Source organism: Yoonia sp. 72, from assembly GCF_034652275.1.
In the GTDB taxonomy this organism is placed as follows: domain Bacteria; phylum Pseudomonadota; class Alphaproteobacteria; order Rhodobacterales; family Rhodobacteraceae; genus Yoonia.
The window spans coordinates 734,411-760,507 of sequence record NZ_JAXIWG010000001.1; the positions used below are offsets into that span (position 1 = coordinate 734,411).

A 26,097-nucleotide genomic window follows, 5' to 3' on the forward strand; every position below is an offset into this window, starting at 1 on the left:
CATGGGTATCACGCCAAGGCGCGTGCCAAAGCATCCGAGACAGCGCGCAACTGCGCGACAAGCCCCTCTTCAGCGCGCGAGGCATCCCCCCAGACCGGCAGGCCATGCCCTTGATAGGGCCGCGGCAGACCAATATCGGTGCAACGCGCCAACAGCGCAGATTTGACTGCCTGCACCCGTCCTTGCCCGCGCGGCAGCGCCTGCAGATCAGGGCGCGTCGCCAGCAGACGCGCGACAAAGCCCGCGACATAGGGCGATGCCATCGAGGTGCCGCTCATCGCGGCGTAGTCCTTGTTGGTGGCGGATGGCACCGCAGAGATCACCGCGACACCGGGGCCGGCCACGTCGATTTCAGGGCCAAAGCAGGTAAAGGCGGCACTGAAAAAATCCCCCGCACGATGCGGGCCGATATGCGCGGTCTCTGGGCTGGTGGCGGGAAAACTGCCGGTCTTGCCGATCGCCGCGACGGCGATCACCTCGGGGTAGGCTGCGGGATACATTACCGGCCGCGCGGCATTGCCTGCGGCGGCGACCAGCGTGATCCCTGCCGCCACGGCGCGGATCACGGCCTGATGCAGCGCATTGGTGCCCTGCGCGCTGCCAAGGCTCATGTTCACAACGTCGATCTGGTGCGTGACGCACCAGTCCAGCGCGGAAATCAGGCTGCTGGCGCGGCCACCGGGAAAGACCGACAGGCCATAGACCTGCGCCTCTGGCCCTGCAGCACCACAGATACCGCGCCCGTCGAACCGCGCCGCGCAGGTGCCCGCGACATGCGTGCCGTGACCGCTCAGATCGTCGCGCCATGCATTGGCAGGATCACCGCGATTGGTGAAATCATGCCCGCCTGCGGGGTCAAGATCGTCGTGGCTGGCCGACAGACCGGAATCGATCACAGCGATCCGCACCGGCTGTGCGGCAGGGGTCGGCTGGTCGAGCTGCATGGCGCGATACCCCCAGACATCGGTTTCCCCGTTGGCCAAGCTGATCGGCGTCAGCGTCAGCGCCAGTTGCGCCACCTTGCGGGTCACCGGCACACCCGACAGATCGGGCCGCTTGATGACAAGGCCCCAATAGCCCGCCGAGGGTTTGACCTTGATCTCGCGCAGGCTGTCGGAGGTTTCGCCATAAAGTGTCAACCGGGCCTTGCCGCGTGCGTCGGTCACGGCCTGTGCGATACCGTAGATCTGACTGCCCTGCGCTGTCACTTCGGCGCGTGGCACGGGGGTGCCATCGCTGCCGGTAAGCGTGACGTCGATGACCAGTTCGCCCTCTGCTGCGGCAAAAAAATTCAGCGGGGACATCGCGGTCGTGGCAAAGGCCGTATCGAACAGGTCCAGCTCGATATCGGGTTCGATCACGATTGCATCGCCATAGCGGGCCGCCAGCGCCGCGCGGTCGTCATCGGACAGCGTGACCAGCAGCGTGTGCGGATCATCCGCAGCAACCCCCAGCGTTTCGATCACAGGATCATCGGCGGGCCCATCCGCCATCATGCGCAAACTGCCGGCCTGCGCGGTGATGGTTGCTGCGACGTCCTGCAAGGTGACGGCGGGGTCCGACAGCGTGGCGATATGGTCAGGATTGAGCGTCACCAGAAAAGAGGCGGGGCGGGAGGGAATATCAGGCATGGAACTTTCTCCTTCAAAAGGGCGGGTTAGCCGCCTGTGGCAGGGAAATGCGGGGCGATCAGGTCAATTGCCTGATCGATCAGCGCTTTGGCGCGGGCGAGGTCCGCTTTGCGCCCTGCCGGTGCTGGCGGGTCGGGCAGTACCTCTGGTGCCGCGGGCGGGGTCGGCGCAGGGTCAAGCGTTCTGACGAAATCTTCGAGCGCACGGATCTGATCGTCGATCGACGCGCCCGCATCGGTCAGGGCATCAAAGTCGGGCATGGGATCATCCTTTCATGGGAAAGCGGGCGGCAGCGCATGGCCCTGCCGCCCGTGACTGGGCTGCCCTAGCGGGCACAGCTGCGGAAACAGGCCACCGCCTGAATCCCCGAAACGATCGCCTGGGGATATTTGCCTGCCTTGAACAAGGCGGCGGTCTTGGCGACCAGCAGGATGCACTTGGGGCAGTTGCGATAGCGTTTGGCCAGCTTGACCAGATCCTGCAGGATGCGGCGGGCGCGGTTCTTGATGATGTTGAAGATCAGCTCTTCCATCATCGGATCGCCGTCGACATCCAGCATCGACATCAGGCTGGTTTCGGGGCCGAAGCCGAATTCGGTGCCGTCCAGTTCGGCCGACAGTGCGGCGAAAGCCTCTGTGCTGCCGTCCTCGCCAGTATCAAAGGCCAGTTCGCCCAGGATTGCGTCGAGTTCTGCGTTGAATGTGTCTTTTTCGGTTGGCATGGTTATTCTCCTTGAAGGGGTTGGTTGCAGGGCCAAGGTCTGTTTGCCTTGGTGCCCTGACCCTAGGAGCCAGCCGTCTGCCCGCTGTTACCCCCGCCCCACAGCGCAAGGGTGCCTGCCATCATGTTGATCGGGTTGGGTGTTTTGCAGGAGCAATCACGGGTCCTAACGCGAATCCGCCGCGCGGCAGGGCGCGAATTGACGTAAGGGTAACGCACGGCGCAACGCAGATGCCGCTGGGCGCGTCCCGTTGTTTTGCGCAGATTTGTATGAAGGCGGCCCTTGGCGCAGGGCCGCGCGCGAACCGCCGGTCTTAGCCCCGACCAGCGGCCTCAAGGCCGGAGATCGCCTGAATGAGGTTGTCTTCGGTCACTTCCTCGGAGGTGAATTCACGCATCACCCGACCCGCAAACATCGCGACGATCCGGTCCGAGACATGCAGCACCTCCGGCATTTCCGAACTGATCACGATCACGGCAAAGCCCTGTGCCGCCAGATCGCGGATCAGGTTGTGGATTTCGGATTTGGACCCGACATCGATGCCGCGCGTGGGTTCATCCACGATCAGCACCTCGGGATGCATCGACAGCCATTTGCCGATCACGATCTTCTGCTGGTTGCCCCCCGACAGGTTGCCCACCGCCTGCCGCCAGCCCGGCGTGCGGATATCAAGCTTTTCGCGGTACTTGTCGAAAATCGCGATCTCTGCACCGTGGCTGACAAATGGCCCCTTGGTCAGACGGCCCACCTGCGGCAAGGACATGTTGTCCTTACAGTTCATCCCTAGCACCAGCCCCTGATCCTTGCGATCCTCGGGTACCAGCGAAATGCCAAGGCGGATGGCCTCGATGGGGGACGTGATCTCCACCTCCTGCCCGTTCAGCAATATCTGTCCGGCAGAGGGCGTGCGCAGGCCAAAGATGGTTTCGGCAATCTCGGTCCGGCCTGCACCGACAAGGCCGTAAAAGCCCAACACCTCACCTTTGCGGACGGTAAAGCTGACATCCTCGAACAGGCGCCCGCAGCTGAGGCCCCGCACCTCCAGTGCCGTGTCACCCATCTGGTGGTGGCTGGCGTTGCGCGACAGATCAAGGCTGCGCCCGATCATCAGCTGCGTCACCTCATCCTCGTTGGTTTCGGACGTGATCAGGGTGCCGCGATACTGCCCGTCGCGCAGCACGCTGATCCGGTCGGTGATCTTGAAGATCTCCTCCATCCGGTGGGAAATATAGATGATCCCGACACCGCGCGCCTGCAGATCGGCGATCACCTTGAACAGCACAACCTTTTCGGCATCGGTCAGCGACGCGGTGGGTTCGTCAAAGATCACAGCGCGGGGGTTCACCGTCAGGGCGCGCCCGATTTCGACCATCTGCTGGTTGGCGATGGACAGATCACCGACACGGGTTCTGGCGTCAAACCCGACATTCAGGGTTTCAAGGATACGGTCGGTCGCAGCATAGAGTTTGGCCCAATCGACGCGGCCAAAGGATTTCAGCGGCAGTTCCCCCAGAAAGATATTCTCGGCCACGCTGAGTTCGCCCGCAAGGCTGAGTTCCTGATGGATGAACATCACCCCCATCGCCTTGGCTTGTTTGGGTGATGTCATCACGACCGGATCATCCCCGATGAAAATCTGGCCTTCGTTCGGGGCAAGCACCCCGCCCAGTACCTTCATCAAGGTGGATTTGCCGGCACCGTTTTCGCCCATCAGGGCATGCACCTCGCCGGGGCGGACATCGAAGGACACACCATCCAGCGCGCGCACACCGGGAAAGGTCTTGACGATGCCTTCCAGCCGCAGGGCGGGTTTGGGACCGGTCATATCTTCAGCTCCTCTTTGCCCTGCCGGTTCAGCTGGCGGTCCAGCACCAGCACCGCGATCAGGATCAGGCCGATCACAAGGTTCACGGTCTGGGTATCGGCCCCGATATGGCCCAAGCCCTTGCGCAACAGCTGGATCGCGATGACCCCGCCAAGGGTGCCGATGATCGACCCGTATCCCCCCGCCAGCTTGGTCCCGCCCAGCACGACGGCGGTGATTGCCCAGAGTTCGTACAGCATCCCGTCATTGGGGTTTACCGATCCGCTTTCGGAATAGAAAACGACGGCGGATAGGGCGGCCAGAAACCCGATCAGCATGAAATTCCACATGATATGCGGTCCGACACGGATGCCCGCATTGACAGCCGCATCGCGGTTGTTGCCGATGGCATAGGCATTGCGGCCATGATTGGTGCGTGTCGTGACCCACCACAGCACAAGGGCGGTGCCCAGCAAGAACCATGTGGCGGTGTGCAGGCCCAGAAACTGTGCCTCGGCGAAATCGACAAGGGTCCAGTTGAGATGGCTGGTCGGCTGTTCGCCGTTGTACATGAACACAAGCCCGCGAAAGCCCAGCATCGACCCCAGCGTGACGATGAAGGCATCGACACCGGTCTTCCACACGATCAGCCCGTTGATGGCCCCCAGCACGATCCCCGTCATCAGCGCAAAGCCCCAGGCCAGCGGGATCGCCCAGTCGCCAAGGTTCTGCATGAAGGGCCATGTCATACTGTCGAGCAGCACAATGGCGGCAAGCGCAAAGGTCGCCCCCACGCTCAGGTCGATATTGCCGTTGATCATGATAATCGTCATGCCCAGCGCGATGATCCCGATGGGGGCCGATTGCTTGAGCAACAACAGCATGTTGTCAAAATCCATGAAGGCCTGGCTGGACGCCGACAGGTAATTGCCCGCGATGGAAAAGAACGCGAGTTCCACGGCGATAAAGACCCAGATGCCGCCCTGCTTAATCAGGTCCCTGCGGTTTTGGCTTGTCATAGCAGCCGCTCCTTACGCGATGGGGGACCACAGACGGCCCCGCTTGGCCGCGACATCCAGCCAGACGGCCAGAATGATGATCGCCCATGTGACCATGTATTGAACGTAGAAATCGAGCCCCATCAGCAGCAGCCCATTCTGGATAAACCCAAGGATCAGCACACCGATCACCGTCTTGAACACGGTGCCGGACCCGCCCAGCAAGGACGCGCCCCCCAGAATGACTGCCGCCAACACAACCAGTTCCTGCCCCTGGCCCACGGTGTTCTGGCTGCCAAGGCTGCGGCTGGCCTGCAACAGCCCCGCCACCGCCACGCAAAAGGCCGACACCAGATAGGTCATGAACACGATCCGCGCGCGCGGGATGCCCGAAAACGTCGCCGCCTGCCCGTTGCCGCCGACCGCATAGACCTGCCTGCCAAAGGCGGTCTTGGACAAAAGCATGTGCAGCAGCACGGCAAGCAGCGCAAAGATCAGGATCGGCACGGGGATGCCCAGCACGCGGTCCTGACCGAAAAACGAAAACCAAGTGCCGGATTTGTCGGCAATATCCATGTTCTTGCCCCCCGACCAAGTCAGCGTCAGACCGTGAATGGCCGACAACATGCCCAGGGTGACGATCAGGGAATTGAGCTTCAGATAGCCCACCAGAAACCCGATGAAGGCGCCCAAAAGCAGCGTCAGCGCGAACATCGCGGGGATCGCCATCGCGGGGCCGATCTTGTCATGCAGGTCGAGCACGACAATGGTGGAAAACGACATCATCGACCCCACCGACAGATCGAGATTGCCGCCGATCACAACAAAGGTGACGCCCAGCGCCATCACTCCGATGATCGCGGATGACCGCACCACGCCAAGGATATTGTCCATCGCGATAAAGCGCTGGTTGGCAATGGCAAAGACGATCATGAACAGCACAAAGGCCACCAGAATGCCTTGCTTGGCCAGAAAAGTGCCGACATTCTGTCTTGTCATACTGGACATCATTTCCCCTCCCGTAACGGTGGTCGCGACAGGCGGGACGGGATATGTCCCGTGTCTCTGCCTGCAAAAGGTATCACATAAAGCGCGCAGGGCAGGCAAACCCGCCCCGCGCCGTCTCTGGGGGAGAGATCAGAACACCGGCTTAGTGAAATCGCCCATGTTGTCCTGTGTGATTTTGGGTGTGTCAAAGTAGTTCAGGAACGGCACCTCTTCGCCGTTCAGGATGTCGATGGCGGTTTGCAGCGCCGCTTCGGCATCATCGACGGGGGACTGATAGATCGAGCCCCAGTAATCGCCTTCGGTCATTGCGTCATAGCCCACGGCAAAGTTGGTGGCGCCAACAAAGACTATCCCTTCGCGGCCAGCCGCACGCGCCGCGTTCAGCGCGCCGATACCCATATTGTCGTCACCGGAATAGACGCCATCGATGTCGTCATACTTGATCAGGAAGGCTTCCATCACCTGCTGCGATTTTTCACGGTTCCAGTCGCCCGGCTGGGTTTCGACCAGCGTCACGTTCGGGCAGACCTCTGGCAGGCGGTCATCGAACCCCTGCTGGCGTTCGATCGCGGTGGTGTAGCCGGGCTGGCCGGAAATCTGCACCACGCGGGCTTCGTCCTGAATGCCCATCGCGGTAAACCGCTCGCACATGATTTCCGCCGCACGCGATCCTTGGGTCACGTTGTCGGGGCCGGAAAACGACCGGATGAAATCGAACCCCTGTTCGGCAATGTTGGAATTGGTCACGACGACCGGGATGCCCGCGTTATGCGCACGGCGGACGGCAGGGATCACAGCCTCGCCATTGGTGGGCCAGATGATGATGGCATCAACCTGCTGCTGGATCAGGTCTTCCATCTGCGCAAGCTGCCGGGCGACATCGCCGCCGGCATCCAGCACGATGGCGTTGACATCGGGGTTGGCCTCGGCAGCGGCGATAAAGGCGCGCTCATAGGTTGTCTGATAGCTGTCGACGCCGACGTTGTTCTGGGTGATGCCGATTGTCATCGTCTGGGCAGCGGCAGCCGCACCGAACATGGCGGTCGAACAGGCAAGCGCTGCGGTGATTGTCATTTTCATTTTTAAATCCTCCCGTGGATCAATGTGTTCCGACTAAAGGCAACCTCCCTGCCCCGGGACTGTGCCCCGTCTAGCCGACCCCGTCAAAAAGCGTGATTCCGAGGCGAAAAGGCCCCGAAATAATATCTAAAGCGGATATAATTTTATCCATTATGGATTTTATGCCAATATCCCCCCTAACCATTTTGGCTAATTTGCAAAGGGAACACCATGAAGCAATCGAACAGGCGGTCCGCCGCCCCTCAAAACCCAGGTCCAATGCAACAGAGCATCGCACGAAATATCCAGTCCGGACATACGGCCCCCTCGGGGCCCGCGATCCTGTCAGGCATGATGCCAGCCGCCGATCTGGACCGTGTGACGCAGTTTTTATCCAATCTGACGATGGAGATCGACAACGCGATCGATCCCAATACCGCCAACCCGCATCTGAACATGATCCTGCATCTGCTGCAAAGCCATTCGGCGGGGCGGATCGTCTCACCCTCGTCGATGGTATCGGCGGCGGGTGTGCCCTATGCGACCGCGACGCGCAAACTGGCCGAGATCCAGGATGCCGGGCTGATCGAACGGCGCGCGCGGACCAAGACTGGCAAAAGCTTCTCTTTGCATCCCAGTTCCGATCTGCTGGAAGGGTTCAGCCAGCTCGCCGACCGGATTGACCGGCTGGTGCGGGCGTCGTTCGAGGTGACGGACCCGTCGCCCGAAACCACCGACTATTATTTCGGGGGCTCTTACCAGCCGGGGCGCGCCGCGATCCCGCCGCTCAGCGCCCTACCCCAGCCGCTGAAGCTGGCGGGTGGTTTGCGTATTCTTGTGCATGGCGACCCGACTTTCATGGTCATGGAGGGCCTCAAGCGCCAGTTCGAACAGATCGTCGGCACCAATATCCACCAGCGCGCCTTTTCCATCGACCGGCTGCGCGAAGAGGCTTTGCGCAATGCCGAACGCCCCAAAAGCCGCTATGACCTGATCGCCATCGACCTGCCCTGGGTCGGGGAATTTGTCGAAAAAGGCGTGATCCGGCCCTTGGACGAGGTCATGGATATCGCCCGCCTTGATCCGGCGGATTTCCACACCGCAGGCTGGCGTGCTGCACATTGGGACGGGCGCCCTTACGGTGTGCCCAGCCAGACGACTCCGGAGCTGTTGTTCTACCGCAAGGACTGGTTCGCCACCGACAATATCGAACCGCCGACCACGACCGCCGCTGTCATCGACGCCGCCCGCCATTTCCACAATCCGCAGCGTGGACGGTACGGCGTGGCATGGAACGCCGCACGCGGCACCGCGCTTGGGCATACATTCATGATGACCTGCGCGGCCTTCGGCCAGCCGATTATCGACATCCCCAAGATCGCGGGCGGGTTCGACACCGACAACCTCGCCAAGGGCGGGTTCACGCCGACGCTGAATACCGACCGCGCGCTGGAGGCGGCCGATTACCTGATGCAGCTGTTGGATTATTCGCCCCCCGATATCCTGTCGATGTCGTGGTACGAACGGGTGCGCCCCTACGGCGCGGGCCATGTGGCGATGGCCTACGGATATACCCTGCTCGCCCCCTATTTCGAGCTGGACCCGAACAGCCCCGCGCATGGCAACACCGGCTATCTGCCGCATCCGCACGGACCACAAGGCGCGCCGATTGCGCCGGTGGGCGGCTATGTGCTTTGCGTGCCGACCAACCTGCCCGATGACCGCATCGACGACACGGTCGAGGCGCTGGTGACCTTCACCTCGCCCGGTGCGCAAAAACTTTACGCCCAGAACGGCAGCCGGACCGAACCGCGTTATTCCGTCGGTGCCGACCCCGAAGTGCGGCGGCTGTCACCGATCTTTGGCCTGCTCGACCAGATGTCTTGGCGCGACGAGCTGCAATTCTGGCCGCGCCCGCCGATCCCGCAGGTGTCGGAGATCATCAACATCTGCGGCCATGAATTGCACGACATGCTGCGCGGGATCGTCAGCCCGCGTCACGCGCTCGACCGGGTGCAGGCCCGCGCCGAACAGATCTTACGACTTTAGAACACCCAAGGGAGGAAACCATGGACCCCAATCGCCTCGAAGGCAAAAACATCCTGATCACCGGTGCCGGTCGCGGCATGGGTGCCGCCAATGCCGAAAGCTTTGCTGCCCAAGGCGCGAATATCTGCCTTGGCGATCTGGATCTGGACGCCGCACAAGCCGTCGCCGACAAGATCAACGCGGCCGGCAATGGCCGCGCAATCGCCGTGCGCATGGATGTGACCAAGCGCGAAGACAATGCCGCCGCCGTTGCAGCCACGGTAAACGCCTTCGGGTCGATCAATGTGGGTGTTTTCAACGCCGGTCTGAACAAACCCCGTTTCTTCATGGATATCGATGAGGATAACTGGGACCTGATCATGAACGTCAATACAAAGGCGATGTGGCTGGGCATGCAGGAAACCGCCCGCCAGATGATCGCGCAAGGGCCGATGCCGGATCATCCCTACAAGCTGATCAACGTGGGTTCCATCGCGTCGCGCAAACCGCTGGTCGATGTGACGGTCTATTGCACCAGCAAATACGGCTGCCTGGCGCTGACCCATTGCGGGGCCATTGGCCTCGCCGAACACAACATCACCGTCAACGGCTATGCGCCGGGTGTGGTGGTCACGCCGCTCTGGGAACAGCTCGACAAGGATCTGGTCGAGATCGGTTTCAAGGATCACGAAGGGCAGGCCTATGACGATATCGTGCGCGACGCGCTGCATATCAAACGCGTCTCGTATCCCCGCGACATCACCGGCACCGCGTCTTTCCTTGTCAGCGACGACAGCGATTACATGACCGGTCAGATGATCCATATCGATGGCGGCTGGTGCATCCAGTAACCTGATTTTAATACATTTTTTCAACCGCATTGGTGCGCATCCCGCACCATGAAGGAGTAAGCCATGTCGCGCGCATTAATGCCCAACCTGCTGACACCACAAGACCTTGAACCCAACTGGGAATGGCGCGAACGCATCCCCGCCTGGGGCCATACCACGGTGGATTTCGAACGCCGCATCGACCACGACCGCCTGCGCCGCTATCGCCTTGCCCGCACGCGGCAGGCGTTGCAGGCGTCCAACGCAGGCACGCTGTTGCTGTTCGATGTGAACAACATCCGTTATGTGTCCGCCACCAAGATCGGCGAATGGGAACGGGACAAGATGTGCCGCTTCTGCCTGCTGACCGGCGACGACAGCCCCTATGTCTGGGATTTCGGATCGGCGGCGATGCACCACAAGCGGCACGCCGACTGGCTGGAGCCGGATCATTGTCTGGCCGGTGTCGTCGGCATGCGCGGCACGATCCCGCCAGAATTCGGGCTGATGCAGAAATACGCCAAGCAGATCGCCGGACTGATCCGCGATGCGGGCATGGCCGATATGCCCGTGGGTGTGGACTACGCCGAAACCGCAATGTTCCATGCGCTGAAGGAAGAAGGCATCAATGTCGTCGATGGGCAGCAGATCATGCTGGCTGCGCGCGAGATCAAGAACTGGGATGAAATCCAGCTTCTGACGCAGGCGGCAGCGATGGTCGATGGCGTCTATCACATGATCTATGAAGAGCTGAAACCCGGCGTGCGCGAGAATGACATCGTCGCACTCTCGAACAAGATGCTCTATGAAATGGGATCGGACGATGTCGAGGCGATCAACGCGATCTCAGGCGAACGCTGCAACCCGCATCCGCATAACTTTACCGACCGGCTGATCCGGCCCGGCGATCAGGCGTTTTTCGACATCCTGCAAAGCTATCAGGGCTATCGCACCTGTTATTACCGCACCTTCAACGTGGGCCGCGCGACCCCGTCGCAGACCGACGCCTATACCAAGGCGCGCGAATGGATCGACGCCTCGATCGCGATGATCAAACCGGGGGTGACCACCGACAAGGTCGCCGCCGTCTGGCCCACCGCCGAAAGCCTTGGCTTTGCCAATGAAGATCAGGCCTTCGGGCTGCAATTCGGCCATGGTCTGGGGCTGGCACTGCATGAACGCCCGATCATCAGCCGCGCGATCAGCATGGATCACCCGATGGAAATCAAGACCGGCATGGTCTTTGCGCTGGAAACCTATTGCCCCGCCACCGACGGCTATTCCGCCGCCCGGATCGAGGAAGAAGTGGTCGTGACCGAAACCGGCTGCGAGGTGATCAGCCTGTTCCCCGCCGAAGAACTGCCCATCGCCAACCGATATTGAACATGGGTGAAATCACCCATCCTACGCCGCACTGTAGGATGGGTGCTTTGCACCCATCTTGATTGGAGACCTTTCCATGACCAAAACCAACACCGAAGATTACCTGCGCATGTACCGCCAGATGGTCCGCATCCGCACGTTCGAGGATAACGCCAACCAGCTGTACCTGTCCGCCAAGATGCCAGGCCTGACGCATATGTATTCCGGCGAAGAGGCCGTGGCAGTGGGTATCTGCGAGGCGCTGACCGACGACGACCGCATCACATCCACCCACCGCGGCCACGGGCATTGCGTCGCCAAAGGTGCCAATTTCAAAGAAATGTTCTGCGAACTTCTGGGCAAGGAAGAAGGCTATTGTCGCGGCAAGGGTGGGTCGATGCACATCGCCGACCAAAGCCACGGCAATCTGGGCGCCAATGCCATCGTCGGCGGGTCGATGGGCATCGCCACAGGCTCTGCCCTGCGGGCAAAACTGCTAGGCCAGAACGATGTCACCGTCTGTTTCTTCGGTGACGGGGCCACAGCGCAGGGCCTGCTTTACGAGGTGATGAACATGGCCGCCCTTTGGCATCTGCCCGTCATCTATGCCTGCGAAAACAACGGCTATTCAGAATACACCAAGACCGAGGAAATCGCCGCAGGCTCCATCACCGCCCGCGCCGAAGCCTTCGGGATCGAGGCGTTCAAGATCGACGGGCAGGACGTGCTGGCCGTCAATGAATTGACCCAAACGCTGGTCGCCCGCTGCCGCAAGGGCGAAGGGCCGTTCTTCATCGAATTGATGACCTACCGCTATCACGGCCACCATGTCGGCGACATCAACCGCGAATATTACCGGTCCAAAGACGAAGAAAAGGACTGGAAGGAAAACCGCGACCCTATCGTGCGGTTCCGCGCATGGCTGGTCCACCAAGGCATCGCCACCGAGGCCGAGATCGAGGCGATGAACGCCGAGATCGAAGAAGATGCGGCCGCCGCCGTCGCCTATGCCGAGGCTGCCAAATACCCAGATGTGTCCGAAGTGGACATGCACGTTTACGCGGATTGAGGAGACACCATCATGCGCGAAATCACCCTGTCCCAAGCCGTCAACGAGGCCATCGCCGAAGAAATGCGCCGCGATCCGACCGTGTTCATCATGGGCGAGGACGTGGCCGAGGCGGGCACCCCCTTCAAGGTACTGTCCGGTCTGGTCGAGGAGTTCGGCACATCCCGCGTCATCGACACGCCTATCTCCGAACCCGGCTTTGTCGGTCTGGCCGTGGGTGCCGCCATGACCGGCGCGCGGCCCATCGTCGATCTGATGTTCGGCGATTTCATCTATCTGGTCATGGACCAGCTCTGCAATCAGGCCGCCAAACAGCATTACATGTCAGGCGGCAAACTGAAGGTGCCGATGGTCCTACGAACCAATATGGGGGCCACCCGCCGGTCCGCAGCACAACACAGCCAGTCCTTGCAGGCTTTGGTCGCGCATATTCCGGGCCTGAAGGTGGCGATGCCGTCATCGGCTTACGAGGCCAAAGGCCTGATGAAAACCGCGATCCGCGACAACAACCCGGTCGTGATTTTCGAAGACAAGCTGATGTATCAGGACAAGGCCCCCGTGCCGGAGGAAGAATACCTGATCCCCTTCGGCGTGGCGAACATCAAACGCGAAGGGACAGACATCACCTTCATCGCCACGTCCTCGATGGTGCAGGTCGCCGAAAAAGCCGCCGACATTCTGGCCAAGGAAGGGATCAGCGTCGAGGTCATCGACCCCCGCACCATCGTGCCTTTGGACGAGGAAACACTGCTCGCCAGCGTGCGCAAGACCAGCCGCGCCATCGTGATCGACGAAGGGCACCAGAGCTATGGTGTGACCGCGGAAATCGCCAGCCGCCTGAATGAAAAGGCGTTCTATCACCTCGATGCCCCTGTCTTGCGCATGGGCGCGATGGACGTGCCGGTCCCCTTCTCGCCCGCACTCGAAGATGTCACCGTCCCTACCCCCGAAACCGTCGCCGCCAACGCCCGCAGGCTTTGCGCGGGGGAGATGATAGATGCCGCGTGATGTGACAATGCCCCAGCTTGGCATGGCGCAGGACGCGGGCAAGATCGTCGCCTGGCTGAAAGCGCCGGGCGATGCCGTGACCAAAGGCGATGCCTTGTTCGAGGTGGAAACCGACAAAGCCACGATGGAGGTCGAGGCGCAGGCCAGCGGCTTTCTGACAGGTGTAACAGCGGGCGAAGGCGAGGATGTGCCTGTCGGTGCCGTGATCGCGCAGATTTCCGACAGCGCCGATGATGACACCCCTGCCCTGCAGCCAGCCCCCGCCAACAGCGACGACCTGCCCACCGGCAAATCCGTCACCATGCCGCAACTTGGCATGGCGCAGGACACGGGCCTCTTGGTCAACTGGCTGAAATCCCCCGGCGATGCGGTGGCCGCCGACGATCTGCTGTTCGAGGTGGAAACCGATAAATCCACGATGGAAGTCACCGCCGGTTTCGACGGCTATCTGGCCGCCACCTTGGCCGAGGCCGGCCAAGAGGTGCCGGTCGGGGCGCAGGTTGCGATCATCAGTGCTGACAAGCCCGCCAATCCGGTCGCCAGATCGGTGCAAGCTACGGCCGCAGCTGCACCTGCGCCGGAACCAGTTGCCGAAAAACCGGCCTCTCAGCCGGCAGAGAAGAAACCCACACCACCGCCCACCGCCGCGACTGGCGGACGCATCCTCGCCTCGCCCAAGGCGCGCAGGCTGGCGCTGGAACAGGGGCTTGATCTGGCGCTTCTCGTCAAGGCGGGCCATCCGCAGCCGTTCCATGTCGCCGATCTGGACACATTGCGCGCGATTCCCACGGAAACGCCGGTTGCGACAGCCGCCGCCGCAGCCATGTCCTTGACCGCCGAGATTGCCAGCGACGGTTTCACCGACTTCGCAGCTTGGGCCGCCACAAACGGCCTGATCGACGCCGATGCCCTGTTGGCGGGGCTCGCCGGTGCCAGCATGACCGCGCGTTGCGTCATCGGGATCGACCGTTCCGGTCAGCCACGCCACTTTGCCGTACCTGCGGGGCGGTCGCTATCAAGTGTGACGCAAACAGACGCCACCCCCGACCTGATCCTGCGCGATCTGCGCGGCACAGCTTTGCGCAGCGTCTCGCTTGGCGCGACCGATACGCCGGTTCTGACGCTGATGGCCGGCGCGCAAGGCCTGACGCTCACGCTCGAATGCACACACGCGCAAATGGACGGCCCTACCGCGATCCACCTTTTGACCACTTTCGCAGACCGGATGGAACATCCGCTGCATCACCTGCTCTGACCCTTGGGGGGACACATGGACCACACCGATCTTTACATCAACGGCACATGGCACAAGACCGCTGACCGTTTCGACGTCATCAATCCCGCGACCGAACAGGTGATCGCCTCTGTCGCCAGCGCCGATATTGCCGATGCGGACAAGGCGCTGGACGCAGCCGAGGCCGCGATGGCCGAATGGGCTGCCCGAACCCCGCGCGCGCGGTCCGAAGTCTTGCGCAAAGCGTGGGAGCTGATGACCGCACGGCTGGATGAATTCGCCCATCTGATCACGCTGGAAAACGGTAAGGCCAGCAGCGACGCCAAGGGCGAGGCCGCCTATGCCGCCGAATTCTTTCGCTGGTTCGCGGAAGAAGCCGTGCGCGCCGACGGCATGATCACCCACGCCCCCGCATCGGGCGCGCGGATCATGGTGCAGCATAAACCGGCAGGCCTCGCCGTGCTGATCACGCCGTGGAACTATCCCGCCGCGATGGGCACCCGCAAGATCGCACCCGCCTTGGCCGCAGGCTGCGGCGTCATCATCAAACCAGCCTCCGAAACGCCGCTGACGATGCTCGCGCTGATGCCGCTGCTAGAAGAGGCAGGCGTGCCGCCCGGGCTGGTCAATGTCCTGCCATCGCGCAAAACGGGCGCTTTGGTCGATCACCTGCTGCACGATCCGCGCGTGCGGGTGGTCAGTTTCACCGGATCAACCGGCGTTGGCCGCAAGCTCTTGAAATCCGCCGCCGATCAGGTGCTGAAACCTGCGATGGAACTGGGCGGCAACGCCCCCGTCATCGTGTTCGACGATGCGGATATGGACACCGCGATCAACGGCACCATGCAAGCCAAGATGCGCAATCTGGGCGAGGCCTGCACCGCCGCCAACCGGATTTACGTGCATGAAACCATCGCAGCCGAATTCACCAAGCGATTGACCGCGCGAATGGCCGCGTTGAAAGTCGGCGACGGCACCGATCCAAGCGTCGACGTGGGCCCCTTGGTCAACGCCGACACCCGCGACAAGGTGGCCGCTTTCGTCGCCGATGCCGTGGCAAAGGGCGCAAAGGTGGAATGTGGCGGGGTCACGCCTGATGGCACCGGCTATTTCTATCCGCCCACTGTCCTGTCAAACGTGTCAGAGGACGCCGATTGCGTGCATGACGAAATCTTCGGACCCGTCGCCGCGATCCAGACCTTCACAGATCAGGACGATGTCATCCGGCGCGCCAATGCCACCGAATACGGGCTGGTCGCCTATGTTTTCTCGGGTGATTTCAAACGCGCCCTGCAGGTCTGCGAAAGGCTTGACTACGGCATGGTCGGTCTGAACCGCGGCCTTGTCAGCGACCCCGCCGCCCCTTTCGGCGGCACCAAGCAATCGGGGCTGGGGCGTGAAGGCGGGCATGAAGGCATGCTGGAATTCATGGAAACACAGTATATTTCGGCAAGTTGGTAGGAGTGAGGAAATGACAGAGATTATCGCCAGCCCCTCGACCCGCCGCATGGCCCGTGACCAACAGGTCGATCTCGACGATCTGGCGAAAAAGCTGGGGCGCACCACCATCGGACCAGAGGATATCAGCGCCAAGGCCCCTGCCCCCGCCGCTGGCGACACCGACTATTGGAATGTGGATCACAGCCAATACGGGCCGGTCACGACCGAGCCGATGTCCCGCTTTGCCCAAGTCGCAGCCCGCAACATGGCGGCGGCGCAATCGTTGATCCCCGCCGTGACCCACCACGACCGCGCCGATATCCGCGCCATTGAAGGGCTGCGCGCCAGCCTGAAACCGCAGGCACAAGCGCGTGGTGTCAAGCTGACCGCACTGGCGTTCCATGTTGCCGCCCTTGCGCGGGCTTTGCGCAAGTTTCCCCGCTTCAACGCGTCGCTGTCGGCGGACGGGCAGACACTGGTCCTCAAGGACTACGTCCATATCGGGATCGCGGTGGATACCCCGCACGGGCTGATGGTGCCGGTGATCCGCGATGCGGACCGCAAGGGCCTGTGGGATATCGCGGCGCAAATCGCGGATCTCGCATCGCGCGCGCAGGCCCGCAAGATCGGGCCTGACCAGATGGGCGGCGCGTCGATGACGATCACCAATCTGGGCGGGATCGGCGGCACCGCCTTTACCCCCATCGTGAACCCGCCGGAGGTCGCGATCCTTGGCATCACGCGCACCGAAACCGTCACAGTCTGGGATGGCGGCACCCCGCAGCCGGTGCCGATGGTGCCGCTGGATTTGTCTTACGATCACCGCGTGATCAACGGCGCGGATGCGGCGCGGTTCATGGCGCATTACTGCGCCCTGCTCGGCGATCCACGGCACATGCTGCTTTAGGGGGTCATGTCGCCTGCAGCGCGTGCATGACCCCGCGCAATTCGGCCAGCCCGCGCAGCCGCCCGATCAGCGGATAGCCAGGCACAAGGTCGCGGTCGAAATCCGACAAGAGCACATGGCCGTGGTCCGGCCGGAACGGGATCAGATGATCGGGGCGGCCTGTCGCGCGGCGGTGGGCCTCTTCGTCCAGCAGCACGCGGATCAGCGCGACCATATCGGTGTCACCTTCCAGATGGGCGGCTTCTTCAAAGCTGCCGTCTGGAAACTTGCGCACGTTGCGCAGATGCACGAAATGGATACGCGCGGCCACCATCCGCGCGATCGCGGGCACATCATTGGCAGGATTGGCCCCGAGCGAGCCTGAACACAGCGTGAAGCCATTAGCCGGATCATCATAGGCCTGCGCGATCCACTCTAGATCGTCCCCATCCGACACGATCCGCGGCAGCCCCAGAATATCGCGCGGCGGATCGTCGGGATGTACGCACATGCGGATACCAAGATCGGCGGCGGCAGGGACCACCTCGGACAAAAAGCGCTGGTAGTTGGCGCGCAGGGCCGTGCGGTCGATCCCGTCATAAGCCCGCAGCGCGCGCCGCAGCCCGTCGATATCATAGCGGTCGAACGCCCCCGGCAGACCGGACATGATCGCCTTGAGCAGGTCGTCGCGATCCTGCTGGCTGGCCTGCTGGAACCAGGCCGCGGCCTTGGCGCGGACATCGTCGGGGTAATCATCCGCAGCGGCTGCGCGCCCCAGCATATGCAACTCGAACGCGGCCATGCGGTCGGCCGAGAACCGCAGGCAGGTGCCGCCGCGCGCCACGGGAGCGGCCAGTTCGGTGCGGGTCCAGTCCAGCAAAGGCATGAAATTGTAGCAGACCACCTGCACGCCTTCAGCGGCCAGATTGGCCAGAGACTGGCGGTAATTGGCGAAAAGCCGTGGCAGATCGCCGGTTCCGCGCTTGATATCCTCGTGTACGGGCAGGCTTTCGACGACGGACCATGCGAAACCGGCCTCCATGATCTGTGCCTTGCGCGCGGCGATGGCGTCGCGCGGCCAGACCTCGCCATAGGGGATTTCGTGCAGCGCCGTGACGATGCCTGCCGCCCCTGTCTGGGCGACCTCGGGCAGGGTGATCCCGTCGAATTGCCCGTACCACCGCCATGTTTCAAGCATGTCTCACCTGTGTCTTGTTCTTTTGCATTACATCACCGCGCCAATCTGCCACGGCAGGAATTCGTTATCGCCAAGCCCCAGCGTCTCGGATTTGCTGGGCGTGCCAGAGGCGGTGGCGATGATCAGATCAAGGATCTCCGCGCCTTTTTGCGACAGGCTGACGCCACGCGACACCACATCGCCGCAGTTCATATCCATGTCGTCCGTCATGCTGGCGAACAGCTGGTCATTTGTCGCGAGCTTGATCGTCGGCGCAGGTTTGGACCCGAAGGCAGACCCCCGCCCGGTGGTAAAGACGATGATCTGCGCACCCCCCGCGATCTGGCCGGTGGCAGACACCGGGTCATAGCCGGGGGTATCCATGAACACGAAACCGGGGGCGGTCACCTGTTCGGCGTAATCATAGACCGCCGTCAGCGGCGTGGCGCCCGCCTTGGCCACCGCGCCCAAGGATTTTTCAAGGATCGTCGTGATCCCGCCCTGCTTGTTGCCGGGGGACGGGTTGTTGTCCATCGACCCGCCGCCTTGGGCTGCGTAGTCTTCCCACCAGCGCAACTGGCCGATCAGTTTGCGTGCCACCGCATCGCTGCTGGCGCGGCGCAGCAACAATTGTTCCGCGCCGTAGATCTCGGGGGTTTCCGACAGGATCGCCGTGCCACCCAGCCCGACCAGCAGGTCCGAGGCCACCCCGAGTGCCGGATTGGCCGTGATCGCAGAAAACCCGTCCGACCCGCCGCATTGCAGCCCGATACGCAGGCTTGCGACAGGACAGGGGCTGCGCCGCGCCTGATTGACCTGCGGCAGGATCGACAGCACATGCGCCTTGATCCGGTCGATCGTGGCACGGGTGCCGCCGCTGTCCTGAATGGTCAGCGCATGGAACCTGTCGGTGCCGTCATCGCCCGCCTTGGCGCGCATCCGCGCGATCTGCATCACCTCGCAGCCCAGCCCGACAAAGACGGCGGCGCCCACATTGGGATGGGTCGCATACCCCCAGAGCACGCGGTCCAAGATATCGAACCCTGTCCCCGCGGCGGCCATGCCGCACCCTGTCCCATGCGCGAGCGCAATCACCCCGTCGATATTGGCGTAACCGCGCAAGCCGCCTTCGGCCTCGATTTCAGCAGCGGCACGCCGGATGACGGTGGCTGAACAATTCACCGTAGCGAGAATGGCGATATAATTGCGCGTGCCGACCCGCCCGTCCGCGCGGCGGTAGCCGTCAAAGCTGCGGGGCGCGCAAACCGGCACAGAGGCCTGCGCCGCCGCCAGATCGGCACCGACCGCATAATCCTGATCATGGGCGGAAAAGGCGCAATTGTGGCTATGCACATGATCGCCCAAGGCGATATCGGCGGTCGCCTGCCCGATCACCTGCCCGAATTTCAGAACCGACGCCCCCTGCGGGATCGCCTGCGCAGCCAGCTTGTGGCCCGCCGCGATGGAGGCAGGCAGCGGCTGGCCGCACCCCAGCGGATCAGCGCCCGCCACCGCGCGCGCCGTCAGGACCGCAACATTGTCCGAAGGGTGCAGGCGCAGGACCGGTGCTGCGGGTGTCATGCCACTACACTTTGCGCAAATGCGGCCACCGCCCGCTTTGCCCCGTGCCGCGCGAGGTCTTCGGCGGCAGCGACCACAGGGCCCTCGATCCGCGCGGCGAGCGTTGCGGGAAACACCGCCCTGACCGCCAGCAACCCGCGCACCCTGTCTGCCACGCTGTCCGCGGCATCGCAGATCGCGCGCAGTTCGGCGGCAAGCGGGTCTTTCACCTCAATCGCTGCGCCCTGTTCGTCCTTGCCCGCCACATAGTGCATCCAGCCTGCCACAGCGAGGCAGAGGCCGGGTGCCGCGCGGCCCGCCTCCAGATTGGCGGCCAACGTGCCCAATATCCGCTGCGGCAGTTTCTGGCTGCCATCCATCGCGATCTGCCACGTCCGGTGCCGGATCGCGGGGTTGGCGTAACGGTCGAAAAGCGCATCCGCGTAATCGGGCAGGCTGACACCCACGGGGGCCTCGACGACAGGTGCGATTTCATCCGTCCACAAGGCGCGCACGAAAGCCGCAAAATCGGGGTCCGCCACGGTTTGCGCAATCGTTTCATGGCCCGCCAGATAGCCCAGATAGGCCAGCGCCGAATGGGTGCCGTTCAGCATGCGCAGTTTCATATGTTCATGCGCGGTCACATCCGCCACAAGTTCGGCCCCTGCGGCAGCGAAATCGGGGCGGGCGCCACCGACGAAATCATCCTCGATCGCCCATTGGCGGAAATCTTCGTGCAGCACAGGGGCGGCGTCATGGCGGCCCGTAAGGCTTGCCACGCGCGCGATGTCGTCTTGTGTTGTCGCAGGGGTGATCCGGTCCACCATCGTCGCCGGAAACCGCCCCTGTTGCGCGATCCAGTCTGCCAATGCCGGATCAATCCGGCGTGCCAAATCCAGCACGACACCGCGCACCAGCTTGCCGTTTTCGGGCAGGTTGTCACAGGTCAGCACGGTAAAAGGCGCATGCCCCGCCATCCGCCGCAATTGCAGCGCGCGCACGATATAGCCCGGTGCAGAGCGCGGCAGATCATGGGCCAGATCATGCACGATATCGGGATGATCGGGGTTCAGCGCACCGCTGACGGGCGCATGGCAATAGCCCTTTTCGGTCACCGTCAGCGACACGATCCGCACGGCAGGGTCCACCATCGCGCGTAACACGGCGGCGGGGTCTTCAGGGGCGACCAGCACATGGTCCAGCACTTCGATGACTTGCGTGGCCTCGCCTGCGGGGCGCAAAGTGACAGAAGTATAGGCCCAGTCCTGCGGGGCCAGCGCATCGCGGGTGCCGGGGCTTTGCAGCGATACGCCGATCACACCCCAATCACCGCCCGAGGCCCGCATCGCCTCGGCAACATAGATCGCGCCAAAAGCACGATAGAACGCGCCCAGCCCCAGATGGACGATGCCGACACCGGGGCGCGGGGTTTTGCTGCGGGTCAGACGGTCAACGGGCAAGCCAGCCTCCATCGACGTTCAGAACGGCACCATGGACATAAGCGGCAGCAGGCGTGCACAGATAGACCGCCGCCCCCGCGATATCGGCAGGGTCGCCCCAGCGTCCGGCGGGTATCCGGTCAAGGATCGCCTTGTTGCGGTCGGGATCGGTGCGCAAAGCCTCGGTGTTGTTGGTTGCGATATAGCCGGGGGCGACGGCATTCACGTTGATGCCCTTGGCGGCCCATTCATTGGCCAACAGCTTGGTCAGCCCTGCGACCCCGTGTTTGGACGCGGTATAGGACGGCACGCGGATGCCCCCCTGAAACGACAAAAGCGAGGCGATGTTGACCACCCTGCCCGTCGCCTTGCGTGCCAACAGGTCGCGCGCAAAGGCTTGGGTGGTGAAAAACAGCGCCTTGAGGTTGACGTCCATCACCGCGTCCCAGTCATCTTCGGAAAAATCGACCGCATCGGCGCGGCGGATGATGCCCGCATTGTTGATCAGGATGTCATAGCCTTGGCCCGCGAACAGGCCTTGGCCCGCCATCGGATCGGTGAAATCGACCAGCACCGACGACGCGTTGCCGCCTGCGGCCGCGATCAGCGCTTCGGTTTCGTCACAGGAGCGGCGGCCTGCGCAGACAACCTCGGCCCCCGCCTGCGCCAGCCCCACTGCGATGGCCTGCCCGATGCCGGTATTGGCCCCCGTTACCAGCGCGCGTCGGCCCATCAGGGAAAACGCCCCGGTCACAGCAGGGCCTCGGCGGGCAGCATGTCCATATCTTTGTAGTCGATATTGTCGCCCGCCATCGCCCAGATGAAGGTGTAGGACCCGATCCCCGCCCCCGCATGGATCGACCAAGGCGGCGACAGCGCGCCCTGTTCATTGGCGATGAACAGGTGGCGGGTCTCGGTCGGAGCGCCCATCAAGTGCAGCACGCGCGCCTCGGGCGTCATGCCGAAGTAAAGGTAGGCCTCCATCCGGCGGTCATGGACATGGGCGGGCATCGTGTTCCAGACCGACCCGTCGAGCAATGTGGTATAGCCCAGCACCAGCTGGCAACTTTCCATCACCAGCGGATGGATGAACTGGCGGATCGTGCGCTTGTTGGATGTTTCGGTCGCGCCCAGATTGACCTCGACCGCGTCATCCACGGTGATCAGGCGGGTCGGACAGGTCCGGTGCGCCGGTGCCGAGGTAATGTAGAACCGCCCCTGCCCGCCAAAGGTCACGGGACCAGCGCCCATGCCCAGATAAAGCACATCGCCTTTGTTCATCGCATGGGTCTGGCCAGCGGCGGTGACGGTGCCCGTCTCGCCGATATTGACGATGCCCATCTCGCGGCGGTCCAGAAACGACGGCGTGCGGGTTTCATCGACATGATCCAGTGTCAGATCACTGCCATCCGGCACGGCACCACCCATGACGAAACGGTCGTAGTGGGTATAGACCAGCCGGATCTGGCCTTGCAGGAACATATCCGAGGTCAGGAAGTGCTGGCGCAGCGTGGCCGTATCCATGCCTTTCGCGTGGTCTTGGTGGATGGCGTGGCGGGTCTCGACATGCAGCATGGGCTAGGTCCTTTACAGAAAATCGTCGCGGCGGGGGGTGAAGCTGTCGATCAGCGCGCCGGGGTCAAGACAGACGACCCCGTGCAACGCATCCGACGGGATGATGAAACTGTCGCCGGGGCCAACCTCGGTCACCCTGTCGTCGATCGTGAACCGGAACCGGCCAGAGGCGACATATGTGGCCTGCACATGCGGGTGCCGGTGCAGCGCGCCCGTGGCACCGGCCTTGGCAAAACGGAAGGCGACCACCATCAGATCGGGCGCATCGGCCAGCACCTGTCGGGTCACGTCTGCGCCTGTCGGGATCACGGGATAGGGCATCGTCTTTCCTTCAGCGGAACAGCGCGGGCAGCCAGAGCGACAGCGCGGGGATATAGGTGACCAGCATCAGCGTGACGAAAGCCGCCAGATAGAACGGCCAGATCGTGCGCACCGCGTCCCAGATCGAGATCCGGCCAACGGCACAGCCCACAAACAGCACGGCCCCCACAGGCGGTGTGCACAGGCCGATGCCAAGGTTCAGGATCATGATGATCCCGAAATGCACCGGATCGACACCGAACGCCTGCGCCACCGGCAGAAAGATCGGCGTAGTGATGACGATCAGCGGCGACATGTCCATGAAAGTACCCAGCACCAAGAGCGCGAGATTGATCATCAGCAAGATCAGGATCGGGTTGTCCGACACACCCTGCATAAAGGTCACGATGGCCGCAGGCACCTGCAGATAGGCTAGAAGCCACGCAAAGGACGCCGCACAGCCGATGACCAGCAGCACCATTGCGGTCGTGCGCACGGCCCCCATGGTGGCGGCGACAAACTCGCTCCACGGCAGGGACCGATAGACAAAGATCGTGATGAACAGCGCATAGACAACCGCGATGTTGGAGCTTTCGGATGCGGTGAACACCCCCGACCGGACCCCGCCAAAGATGATCGCTACAAGGATCAGCCCCGGCAGTGCCGCCACCAGCAGCACCCCGACCATCCGCAGACCGGGGAAAGGCTCGGTCGGGTAGCCGCGCTTGCGTGCCACGATCCATGCTGCCACCATCAGCGACAGCGCCAGCAGCAGGCCCGGAATGATCCCCGCCGTGAACAGATCCGCGATGGACAAGCGCCCGCCCGCAGAGATCGAATAGATGATCAGGTTATGCGACGGCGGCAACATCAACGCGATGATAGATGAAACGACCGTGATATTCACAGCATAATCAGCGCCATAGCCACGTTCCTTCATCTGCGGCACCATCAGGCCGCCCACGGCAGATGCATCGGCCGCCGCCGACCCCGAAATGCCGCCAAACATGACGGAAGCTACGATATTCACCTGCCCCAGCCCGCCGCGCAGATGTCCGATTAGCGCGCCCGCCAGCGCCACGAGCCGACGCGCGATATCCCCGCGCACCATCAGATCGCCCGCATAGATGAAGAACGGGATCGCCATCAGCGCAAAGACCGAAATGCCGGAATTGAGCCGCTGGAACACCACTAGCGGCGGCAGCCCCATATAGACGACCGTGGCGAAAGACGACACACCCAGACAAAAGGCGACCGGCGTGCCGATCAGCAAAAGAAAGACGAATGTGCCAAACAGGACGTAAAGTTCCATCGTCTATTCCTCTGTCACTTCATCGCCGAAACGCGCGGTCTTGAGCCCCGCCGCGCGGCGCGCCAGCCTTTCGGCGGAAAAAATCACGATCAGCACACCGCTCAGCGTCAGGGGGATGAAGGCGACACCCCCGGGCAGGCCCAACGTGGGCATCCCCGCTGTCCATGTCCGGGACACAAGTTCGAAACCGTACCAGGCCATCCCCGCTCCGAAACCGCCGACGACGACATCGGACACCGAATGCAGGACCAATACGATGCGCTGCGGAAGAACCATCAGCAGCACGTCAAAGCTGAGATGATAGCCTTCGCGGGTGCCGACAGCCGCGCCAAGCAGGATGAACCAGCCCATCAGCAGGATCGACATCGGTTCGGTCCACGTCAACGGCGACCCGACCACATACCGCGCAAAGACCTGTGCGGCGACCAGCGCCGTCATCGCCACCAGCGCAATGCCCGCGACCCACAGCGCAAGCCGCGCCAAAAGGCCAAGCACGACCGCGACGCCTAGCAACCGTTGCTGCATGACGCGGCCCCCCTGAAAGCGATGTGATGATGGACCATCCTGAGGAAACCCTGTCTGCCCGCGCCGCACCTGTCGGCCCTGTTGTTGTCCGGCACGAACGGGTCAGCGCCCGTGCCGGAACCTTGTCTGCTTGCTTGCGCGTTATTCGGTCGCCTGAATCCGCTCGACCAGATTACGCAATTCGTCGGTGGTCACATGCTTTTCATAGACAGGAACCATCGCTTCGATGAACGGGGTCTTGTCGATGTCGGTAATGATCTGCACACCGGCAGCGCGCACCTGTTCTTCCGACTGACGCTCGCGCTCGACCCACATCTCGCGCATCACCGGCACGGAATCGCGGGCCGCCTGACGGACAAGTGCCTGATCCTCGGCGGACAGACCGTCCCAGCTTTGCTTGGACATGACCAGCACTTCGGGCACGATCAGGTGTTCGTTCAGCGTGTAATAGCCCGCAACCTCATAATGCCCCGAGGATTCGAACGACGGCCAGTTGTTTTCCGCCCCGTCGATGACGCCAGTCTGGATCGAGGAATAGACCTCGCCGAAAGGCAGCGGCGTGGCGCTTGCGCCCATCGCGCTCATCATGTCCACGAAGATGTCGGACTGCATGACGCGCATTTTCAGACCTGCCATATCCTCGAAGGATTCGATGGGGCGCTGGCTGTTGTAGAAACTGCGCGATCCGCCGTCGTAATAGGCCAGACCGATCAGGTCATGCGGCTCGAAGGCGGCAAGGATTTCCTCGCCGATGGGGCCATCCATCACGCGGTGCATGTGATCGACCGACCGGAAGATGAAGGGCAAGGAAACGACCTTGGTCTGTTCGACAAGATTGTTGAACGGCCCCATGCTGACGCGGTTCATGTCGATCACGCCAAAGCGGGTCTGTTCGATCGTGTCGCGCTCCTCGCCCAGCTGCGCGGAATGGAACACCTCGACGCAGATCCGCCCGCCCGAGCGTTCCTGCAGCAATTCGCCCATATGTTTGACGGCCTCGACCGTGGGATAGCCGTCCGGATGCGTATCGGACGACCGCAAGGTGATTTCGCAAGCCATCGCTTGCCCGACGAAGGCCGCGCTGGCCAGCAGTGCCGCTGTCAGTGTCTTTGTGATTGTCATGGTTTCTCC

At 62.5% G+C, this 26,097-nt stretch carries 24 protein-coding genes; 8 read left to right on the forward strand and 16 right to left on the reverse strand.

Annotated elements, in window-relative coordinates; all coding sequences use genetic code 11:
- Window positions 1–8: 8 nt before the first annotated feature.
- From VCK47_RS03835 to VCK47_RS03865, 7 genes are all read right to left on the reverse strand, one after another.
- Window positions 9–1,631, reverse strand: a complete 1,623-nt coding sequence (locus VCK47_RS03835) for a S8 family serine peptidase (RefSeq protein WP_322889396.1) — start codon at window positions 1,629–1,631, stop codon at window positions 9–11.
- Between the two features lie 26 nt (window positions 1,632–1,657).
- The gene (locus tag VCK47_RS03840) at window positions 1,658–1,891 is read right to left on the reverse strand and encodes a hypothetical protein (protein WP_322889397.1); all 234 of its coding nucleotides are present in this window, start codon (window positions 1,889–1,891) and stop codon (window positions 1,658–1,660) included.
- A 65-nt stretch (window positions 1,892–1,956) separates the two neighbouring features.
- Window positions 1,957–2,352, reverse strand: a complete 396-nt coding sequence (locus VCK47_RS03845; RefSeq protein ID WP_322889398.1) for a hypothetical protein — start codon at window positions 2,350–2,352, stop codon at window positions 1,957–1,959.
- Window positions 2,353–2,665: 313 nt separating this feature from the next.
- Window positions 2,666–4,177 (reverse strand): sugar ABC transporter ATP-binding protein, encoded by a 1,512-nt coding sequence (locus VCK47_RS03850; protein ID WP_322889399.1) that lies wholly within the window; start codon window positions 4,175–4,177, stop codon window positions 2,666–2,668.
- A complete protein-coding gene (locus VCK47_RS03855; RefSeq protein WP_322889400.1) occupies window positions 4,174–5,175 on the reverse strand; it encodes an ABC transporter permease in 1,002 nt (333 codons plus the stop codon). Before VCK47_RS03855 ends, VCK47_RS03850 begins: the two co-directional genes overlap by 4 nt.
- Before the next feature lie 12 nt (window positions 5,176–5,187).
- Window positions 5,188–6,153, reverse strand: coding sequence for an ABC transporter permease (locus VCK47_RS03860; protein ID WP_416236642.1), 966 nt, complete (start codon window positions 6,151–6,153; stop codon window positions 5,188–5,190).
- A gap of 138 nt (window positions 6,154–6,291) precedes the next feature.
- The gene (locus VCK47_RS03865) at window positions 6,292–7,242 is read right to left on the reverse strand and encodes a sugar ABC transporter substrate-binding protein (RefSeq protein ID WP_322889402.1); all 951 of its coding nucleotides are present in this window, start codon (window positions 7,240–7,242) and stop codon (window positions 6,292–6,294) included.
- A gap of 258 nt (window positions 7,243–7,500) precedes the next feature.
- Between VCK47_RS03865 and VCK47_RS03870 the strand changes: the two genes are divergently transcribed.
- The 8 genes from VCK47_RS03870 (at window position 7,501) to VCK47_RS03905 (ending at window position 17,099) form a co-directional block, all read left to right on the forward strand.
- Window positions 7,501–9,270 carry an extracellular solute-binding protein gene (locus tag VCK47_RS03870; RefSeq protein ID WP_322889403.1) on the forward strand — a complete coding sequence of 590 codons (1,770 nt, stop codon included), beginning with the start codon at window positions 7,501–7,503 and terminating at the stop codon, window positions 9,268–9,270.
- A 20-nt stretch (window positions 9,271–9,290) separates the two neighbouring features.
- Window positions 9,291–10,100 carry an SDR family NAD(P)-dependent oxidoreductase gene (locus tag VCK47_RS03875; RefSeq protein ID WP_322889404.1) on the forward strand — a complete coding sequence of 270 codons (810 nt, stop codon included), beginning with the start codon at window positions 9,291–9,293 and terminating at the stop codon, window positions 10,098–10,100.
- 63 nt (window positions 10,101–10,163) lie between these two features.
- Window positions 10,164–11,462: a M24 family metallopeptidase gene (locus VCK47_RS03880; protein WP_019954964.1), complete on the forward strand. Its 1,299-nt coding sequence runs from the start codon at window positions 10,164–10,166 to the stop codon at window positions 11,460–11,462.
- 76 nt (window positions 11,463–11,538) lie between these two features.
- A complete protein-coding gene (locus VCK47_RS03885; protein ID WP_322889405.1) occupies window positions 11,539–12,510 on the forward strand; it encodes a thiamine pyrophosphate-dependent dehydrogenase E1 component subunit alpha in 972 nt (323 codons plus the stop codon).
- 12 nt (window positions 12,511–12,522) lie between these two features.
- Window positions 12,523–13,518 (forward strand): alpha-ketoacid dehydrogenase subunit beta, encoded by a 996-nt coding sequence (locus VCK47_RS03890; RefSeq protein ID WP_322889406.1) that lies wholly within the window; start codon window positions 12,523–12,525, stop codon window positions 13,516–13,518.
- Complete coding sequence (locus VCK47_RS03895) at window positions 13,508–14,773, forward strand: biotin/lipoyl-containing protein (RefSeq protein WP_322889407.1); 1,266 nt, start codon at window positions 13,508–13,510, stop codon at window positions 14,771–14,773. Before VCK47_RS03890 ends, VCK47_RS03895 begins: the two co-directional genes overlap by 11 nt.
- Before the next feature lie 15 nt (window positions 14,774–14,788).
- On the forward strand, window positions 14,789–16,213 hold the full coding sequence (locus tag VCK47_RS03900) for an NAD-dependent succinate-semialdehyde dehydrogenase (protein ID WP_322889408.1): 1,425 nt from the start codon (window positions 14,789–14,791) through the stop codon (window positions 16,211–16,213).
- Window positions 16,214–16,223: 10 nt separating this feature from the next.
- Complete coding sequence (locus VCK47_RS03905; RefSeq protein WP_322889409.1) at window positions 16,224–17,099, forward strand: 2-oxo acid dehydrogenase subunit E2; 876 nt, start codon at window positions 16,224–16,226, stop codon at window positions 17,097–17,099.
- Window positions 17,100–17,103: 4 nt separating this feature from the next.
- Here the strand turns inward: VCK47_RS03905 and uxuA are convergent, their stop codons facing one another.
- The 9 genes from uxuA to VCK47_RS03950 form a co-directional block, all read right to left on the reverse strand.
- A complete protein-coding gene (gene uxuA, locus VCK47_RS03910; RefSeq protein ID WP_322889410.1) occupies window positions 17,104–18,276 on the reverse strand; it encodes a mannonate dehydratase in 1,173 nt (390 codons plus the stop codon).
- A 27-nt stretch (window positions 18,277–18,303) separates the two neighbouring features.
- A complete protein-coding gene (locus tag VCK47_RS03915; protein ID WP_322889411.1) occupies window positions 18,304–19,836 on the reverse strand; it encodes an altronate dehydratase family protein in 1,533 nt (510 codons plus the stop codon).
- The gene (locus VCK47_RS03920) at window positions 19,833–21,287 is read right to left on the reverse strand and encodes a mannitol dehydrogenase family protein (protein WP_322889412.1); all 1,455 of its coding nucleotides are present in this window, start codon (window positions 21,285–21,287) and stop codon (window positions 19,833–19,835) included. Before VCK47_RS03920 ends, VCK47_RS03915 begins: the two co-directional genes overlap by 4 nt.
- A complete protein-coding gene (gene kduD / locus VCK47_RS03925) occupies window positions 21,265–21,987 on the reverse strand; it encodes a 2-dehydro-3-deoxy-D-gluconate 5-dehydrogenase KduD (protein ID WP_322890018.1) in 723 nt (240 codons plus the stop codon). Before kduD ends, VCK47_RS03920 begins: the two co-directional genes overlap by 23 nt.
- Before the next feature lie 17 nt (window positions 21,988–22,004).
- Window positions 22,005–22,829 (reverse strand): 5-dehydro-4-deoxy-D-glucuronate isomerase, encoded by an 825-nt coding sequence (gene kduI / locus VCK47_RS03930; protein WP_322889413.1) that lies wholly within the window; start codon window positions 22,827–22,829, stop codon window positions 22,005–22,007.
- 12 nt (window positions 22,830–22,841) lie between these two features.
- The gene (locus tag VCK47_RS03935) at window positions 22,842–23,150 is read right to left on the reverse strand and encodes a cupin domain-containing protein (RefSeq protein ID WP_322889414.1); all 309 of its coding nucleotides are present in this window, start codon (window positions 23,148–23,150) and stop codon (window positions 22,842–22,844) included.
- 10 nt (window positions 23,151–23,160) lie between these two features.
- Window positions 23,161–24,441 (reverse strand): TRAP transporter large permease, encoded by a 1,281-nt coding sequence (locus VCK47_RS03940; protein WP_322889415.1) that lies wholly within the window; start codon window positions 24,439–24,441, stop codon window positions 23,161–23,163.
- A gap of 3 nt (window positions 24,442–24,444) precedes the next feature.
- The gene (locus VCK47_RS03945) at window positions 24,445–24,966 is read right to left on the reverse strand and encodes a TRAP transporter small permease (protein ID WP_322889416.1); all 522 of its coding nucleotides are present in this window, start codon (window positions 24,964–24,966) and stop codon (window positions 24,445–24,447) included.
- 141 nt (window positions 24,967–25,107) lie between these two features.
- Complete coding sequence (locus VCK47_RS03950; RefSeq protein ID WP_416236643.1) at window positions 25,108–26,088, reverse strand: TRAP transporter substrate-binding protein; 981 nt, start codon at window positions 26,086–26,088, stop codon at window positions 25,108–25,110.
- Between the last annotated feature and the right edge of the window lie 9 nt (window positions 26,089–26,097).

Excerpts from the sequence above, each read along its gene's own strand:
- VCK47_RS03835 (WP_322889396.1), bottom strand. The coding sequence starts at position 1,631 with ATGCCTGATATTCCCTCCCGCCCCGCCTCTTTTCTGGTGACGCTCAAT.
- VCK47_RS03840 (WP_322889397.1), bottom strand. The coding sequence starts at position 1,891 with ATGCCCGACTTTGATGCCCTGACCGATGCGGGCGCGTCGATCGACGAT.
- VCK47_RS03845 (WP_322889398.1), bottom strand. The coding sequence starts at position 2,352 with ATGCCAACCGAAAAAGACACATTCAACGCAGAACTCGACGCAATCCTG.
- VCK47_RS03850 (WP_322889399.1), bottom strand. The coding sequence starts at position 4,177 with ATGACCGGTCCCAAACCCGCCCTGCGGCTGGAAGGCATCGTCAAGACC.
- VCK47_RS03855 (WP_322889400.1), bottom strand. The coding sequence starts at position 5,175 with ATGACAAGCCAAAACCGCAGGGACCTGATTAAGCAGGGCGGCATCTGG.
- VCK47_RS03860 (WP_416236642.1), bottom strand. The coding sequence starts at position 6,153 with ATGACAAGACAGAATGTCGGCACTTTTCTGGCCAAGCAAGGCATTCTG.
- VCK47_RS03865 (WP_322889402.1), bottom strand. The coding sequence starts at position 7,242 with ATGAAAATGACAATCACCGCAGCGCTTGCCTGTTCGACCGCCATGTTC.
- VCK47_RS03870 (WP_322889403.1), top strand. The coding sequence starts at position 7,501 with ATGCAACAGAGCATCGCACGAAATATCCAGTCCGGACATACGGCCCCC.
- VCK47_RS03875 (WP_322889404.1), top strand. The coding sequence starts at position 9,291 with ATGGACCCCAATCGCCTCGAAGGCAAAAACATCCTGATCACCGGTGCC.
- VCK47_RS03880 (WP_019954964.1), top strand. The coding sequence starts at position 10,164 with ATGTCGCGCGCATTAATGCCCAACCTGCTGACACCACAAGACCTTGAA.
- VCK47_RS03885 (WP_322889405.1), top strand. The coding sequence starts at position 11,539 with ATGACCAAAACCAACACCGAAGATTACCTGCGCATGTACCGCCAGATG.
- VCK47_RS03890 (WP_322889406.1), top strand. The coding sequence starts at position 12,523 with ATGCGCGAAATCACCCTGTCCCAAGCCGTCAACGAGGCCATCGCCGAA.
- VCK47_RS03895 (WP_322889407.1), top strand. The coding sequence starts at position 13,508 with ATGCCGCGTGATGTGACAATGCCCCAGCTTGGCATGGCGCAGGACGCG.
- VCK47_RS03900 (WP_322889408.1), top strand. The coding sequence starts at position 14,789 with ATGGACCACACCGATCTTTACATCAACGGCACATGGCACAAGACCGCT.
- VCK47_RS03905 (WP_322889409.1), top strand. The coding sequence starts at position 16,224 with ATGACAGAGATTATCGCCAGCCCCTCGACCCGCCGCATGGCCCGTGAC.
- uxuA (WP_322889410.1), bottom strand. The coding sequence starts at position 18,276 with ATGCTTGAAACATGGCGGTGGTACGGGCAATTCGACGGGATCACCCTG.
- VCK47_RS03915 (WP_322889411.1), bottom strand. The coding sequence starts at position 19,836 with ATGACACCCGCAGCACCGGTCCTGCGCCTGCACCCTTCGGACAATGTT.
- VCK47_RS03920 (WP_322889412.1), bottom strand. The coding sequence starts at position 21,287 with ATGGAGGCTGGCTTGCCCGTTGACCGTCTGACCCGCAGCAAAACCCCG.
- kduD (WP_322890018.1), bottom strand. The coding sequence starts at position 21,987 with ATGGGCCGACGCGCGCTGGTAACGGGGGCCAATACCGGCATCGGGCAG.
- kduI (WP_322889413.1), bottom strand. The coding sequence starts at position 22,829 with ATGCTGCATGTCGAGACCCGCCACGCCATCCACCAAGACCACGCGAAA.
- VCK47_RS03935 (WP_322889414.1), bottom strand. The coding sequence starts at position 23,150 with ATGCCCTATCCCGTGATCCCGACAGGCGCAGACGTGACCCGACAGGTG.
- VCK47_RS03940 (WP_322889415.1), bottom strand. The coding sequence starts at position 24,441 with ATGGAACTTTACGTCCTGTTTGGCACATTCGTCTTTCTTTTGCTGATC.
- VCK47_RS03945 (WP_322889416.1), bottom strand. The coding sequence starts at position 24,966 with ATGCAGCAACGGTTGCTAGGCGTCGCGGTCGTGCTTGGCCTTTTGGCG.
- VCK47_RS03950 (WP_416236643.1), bottom strand. The coding sequence starts at position 26,088 with ATGACAATCACAAAGACACTGACAGCGGCACTGCTGGCCAGCGCGGCC.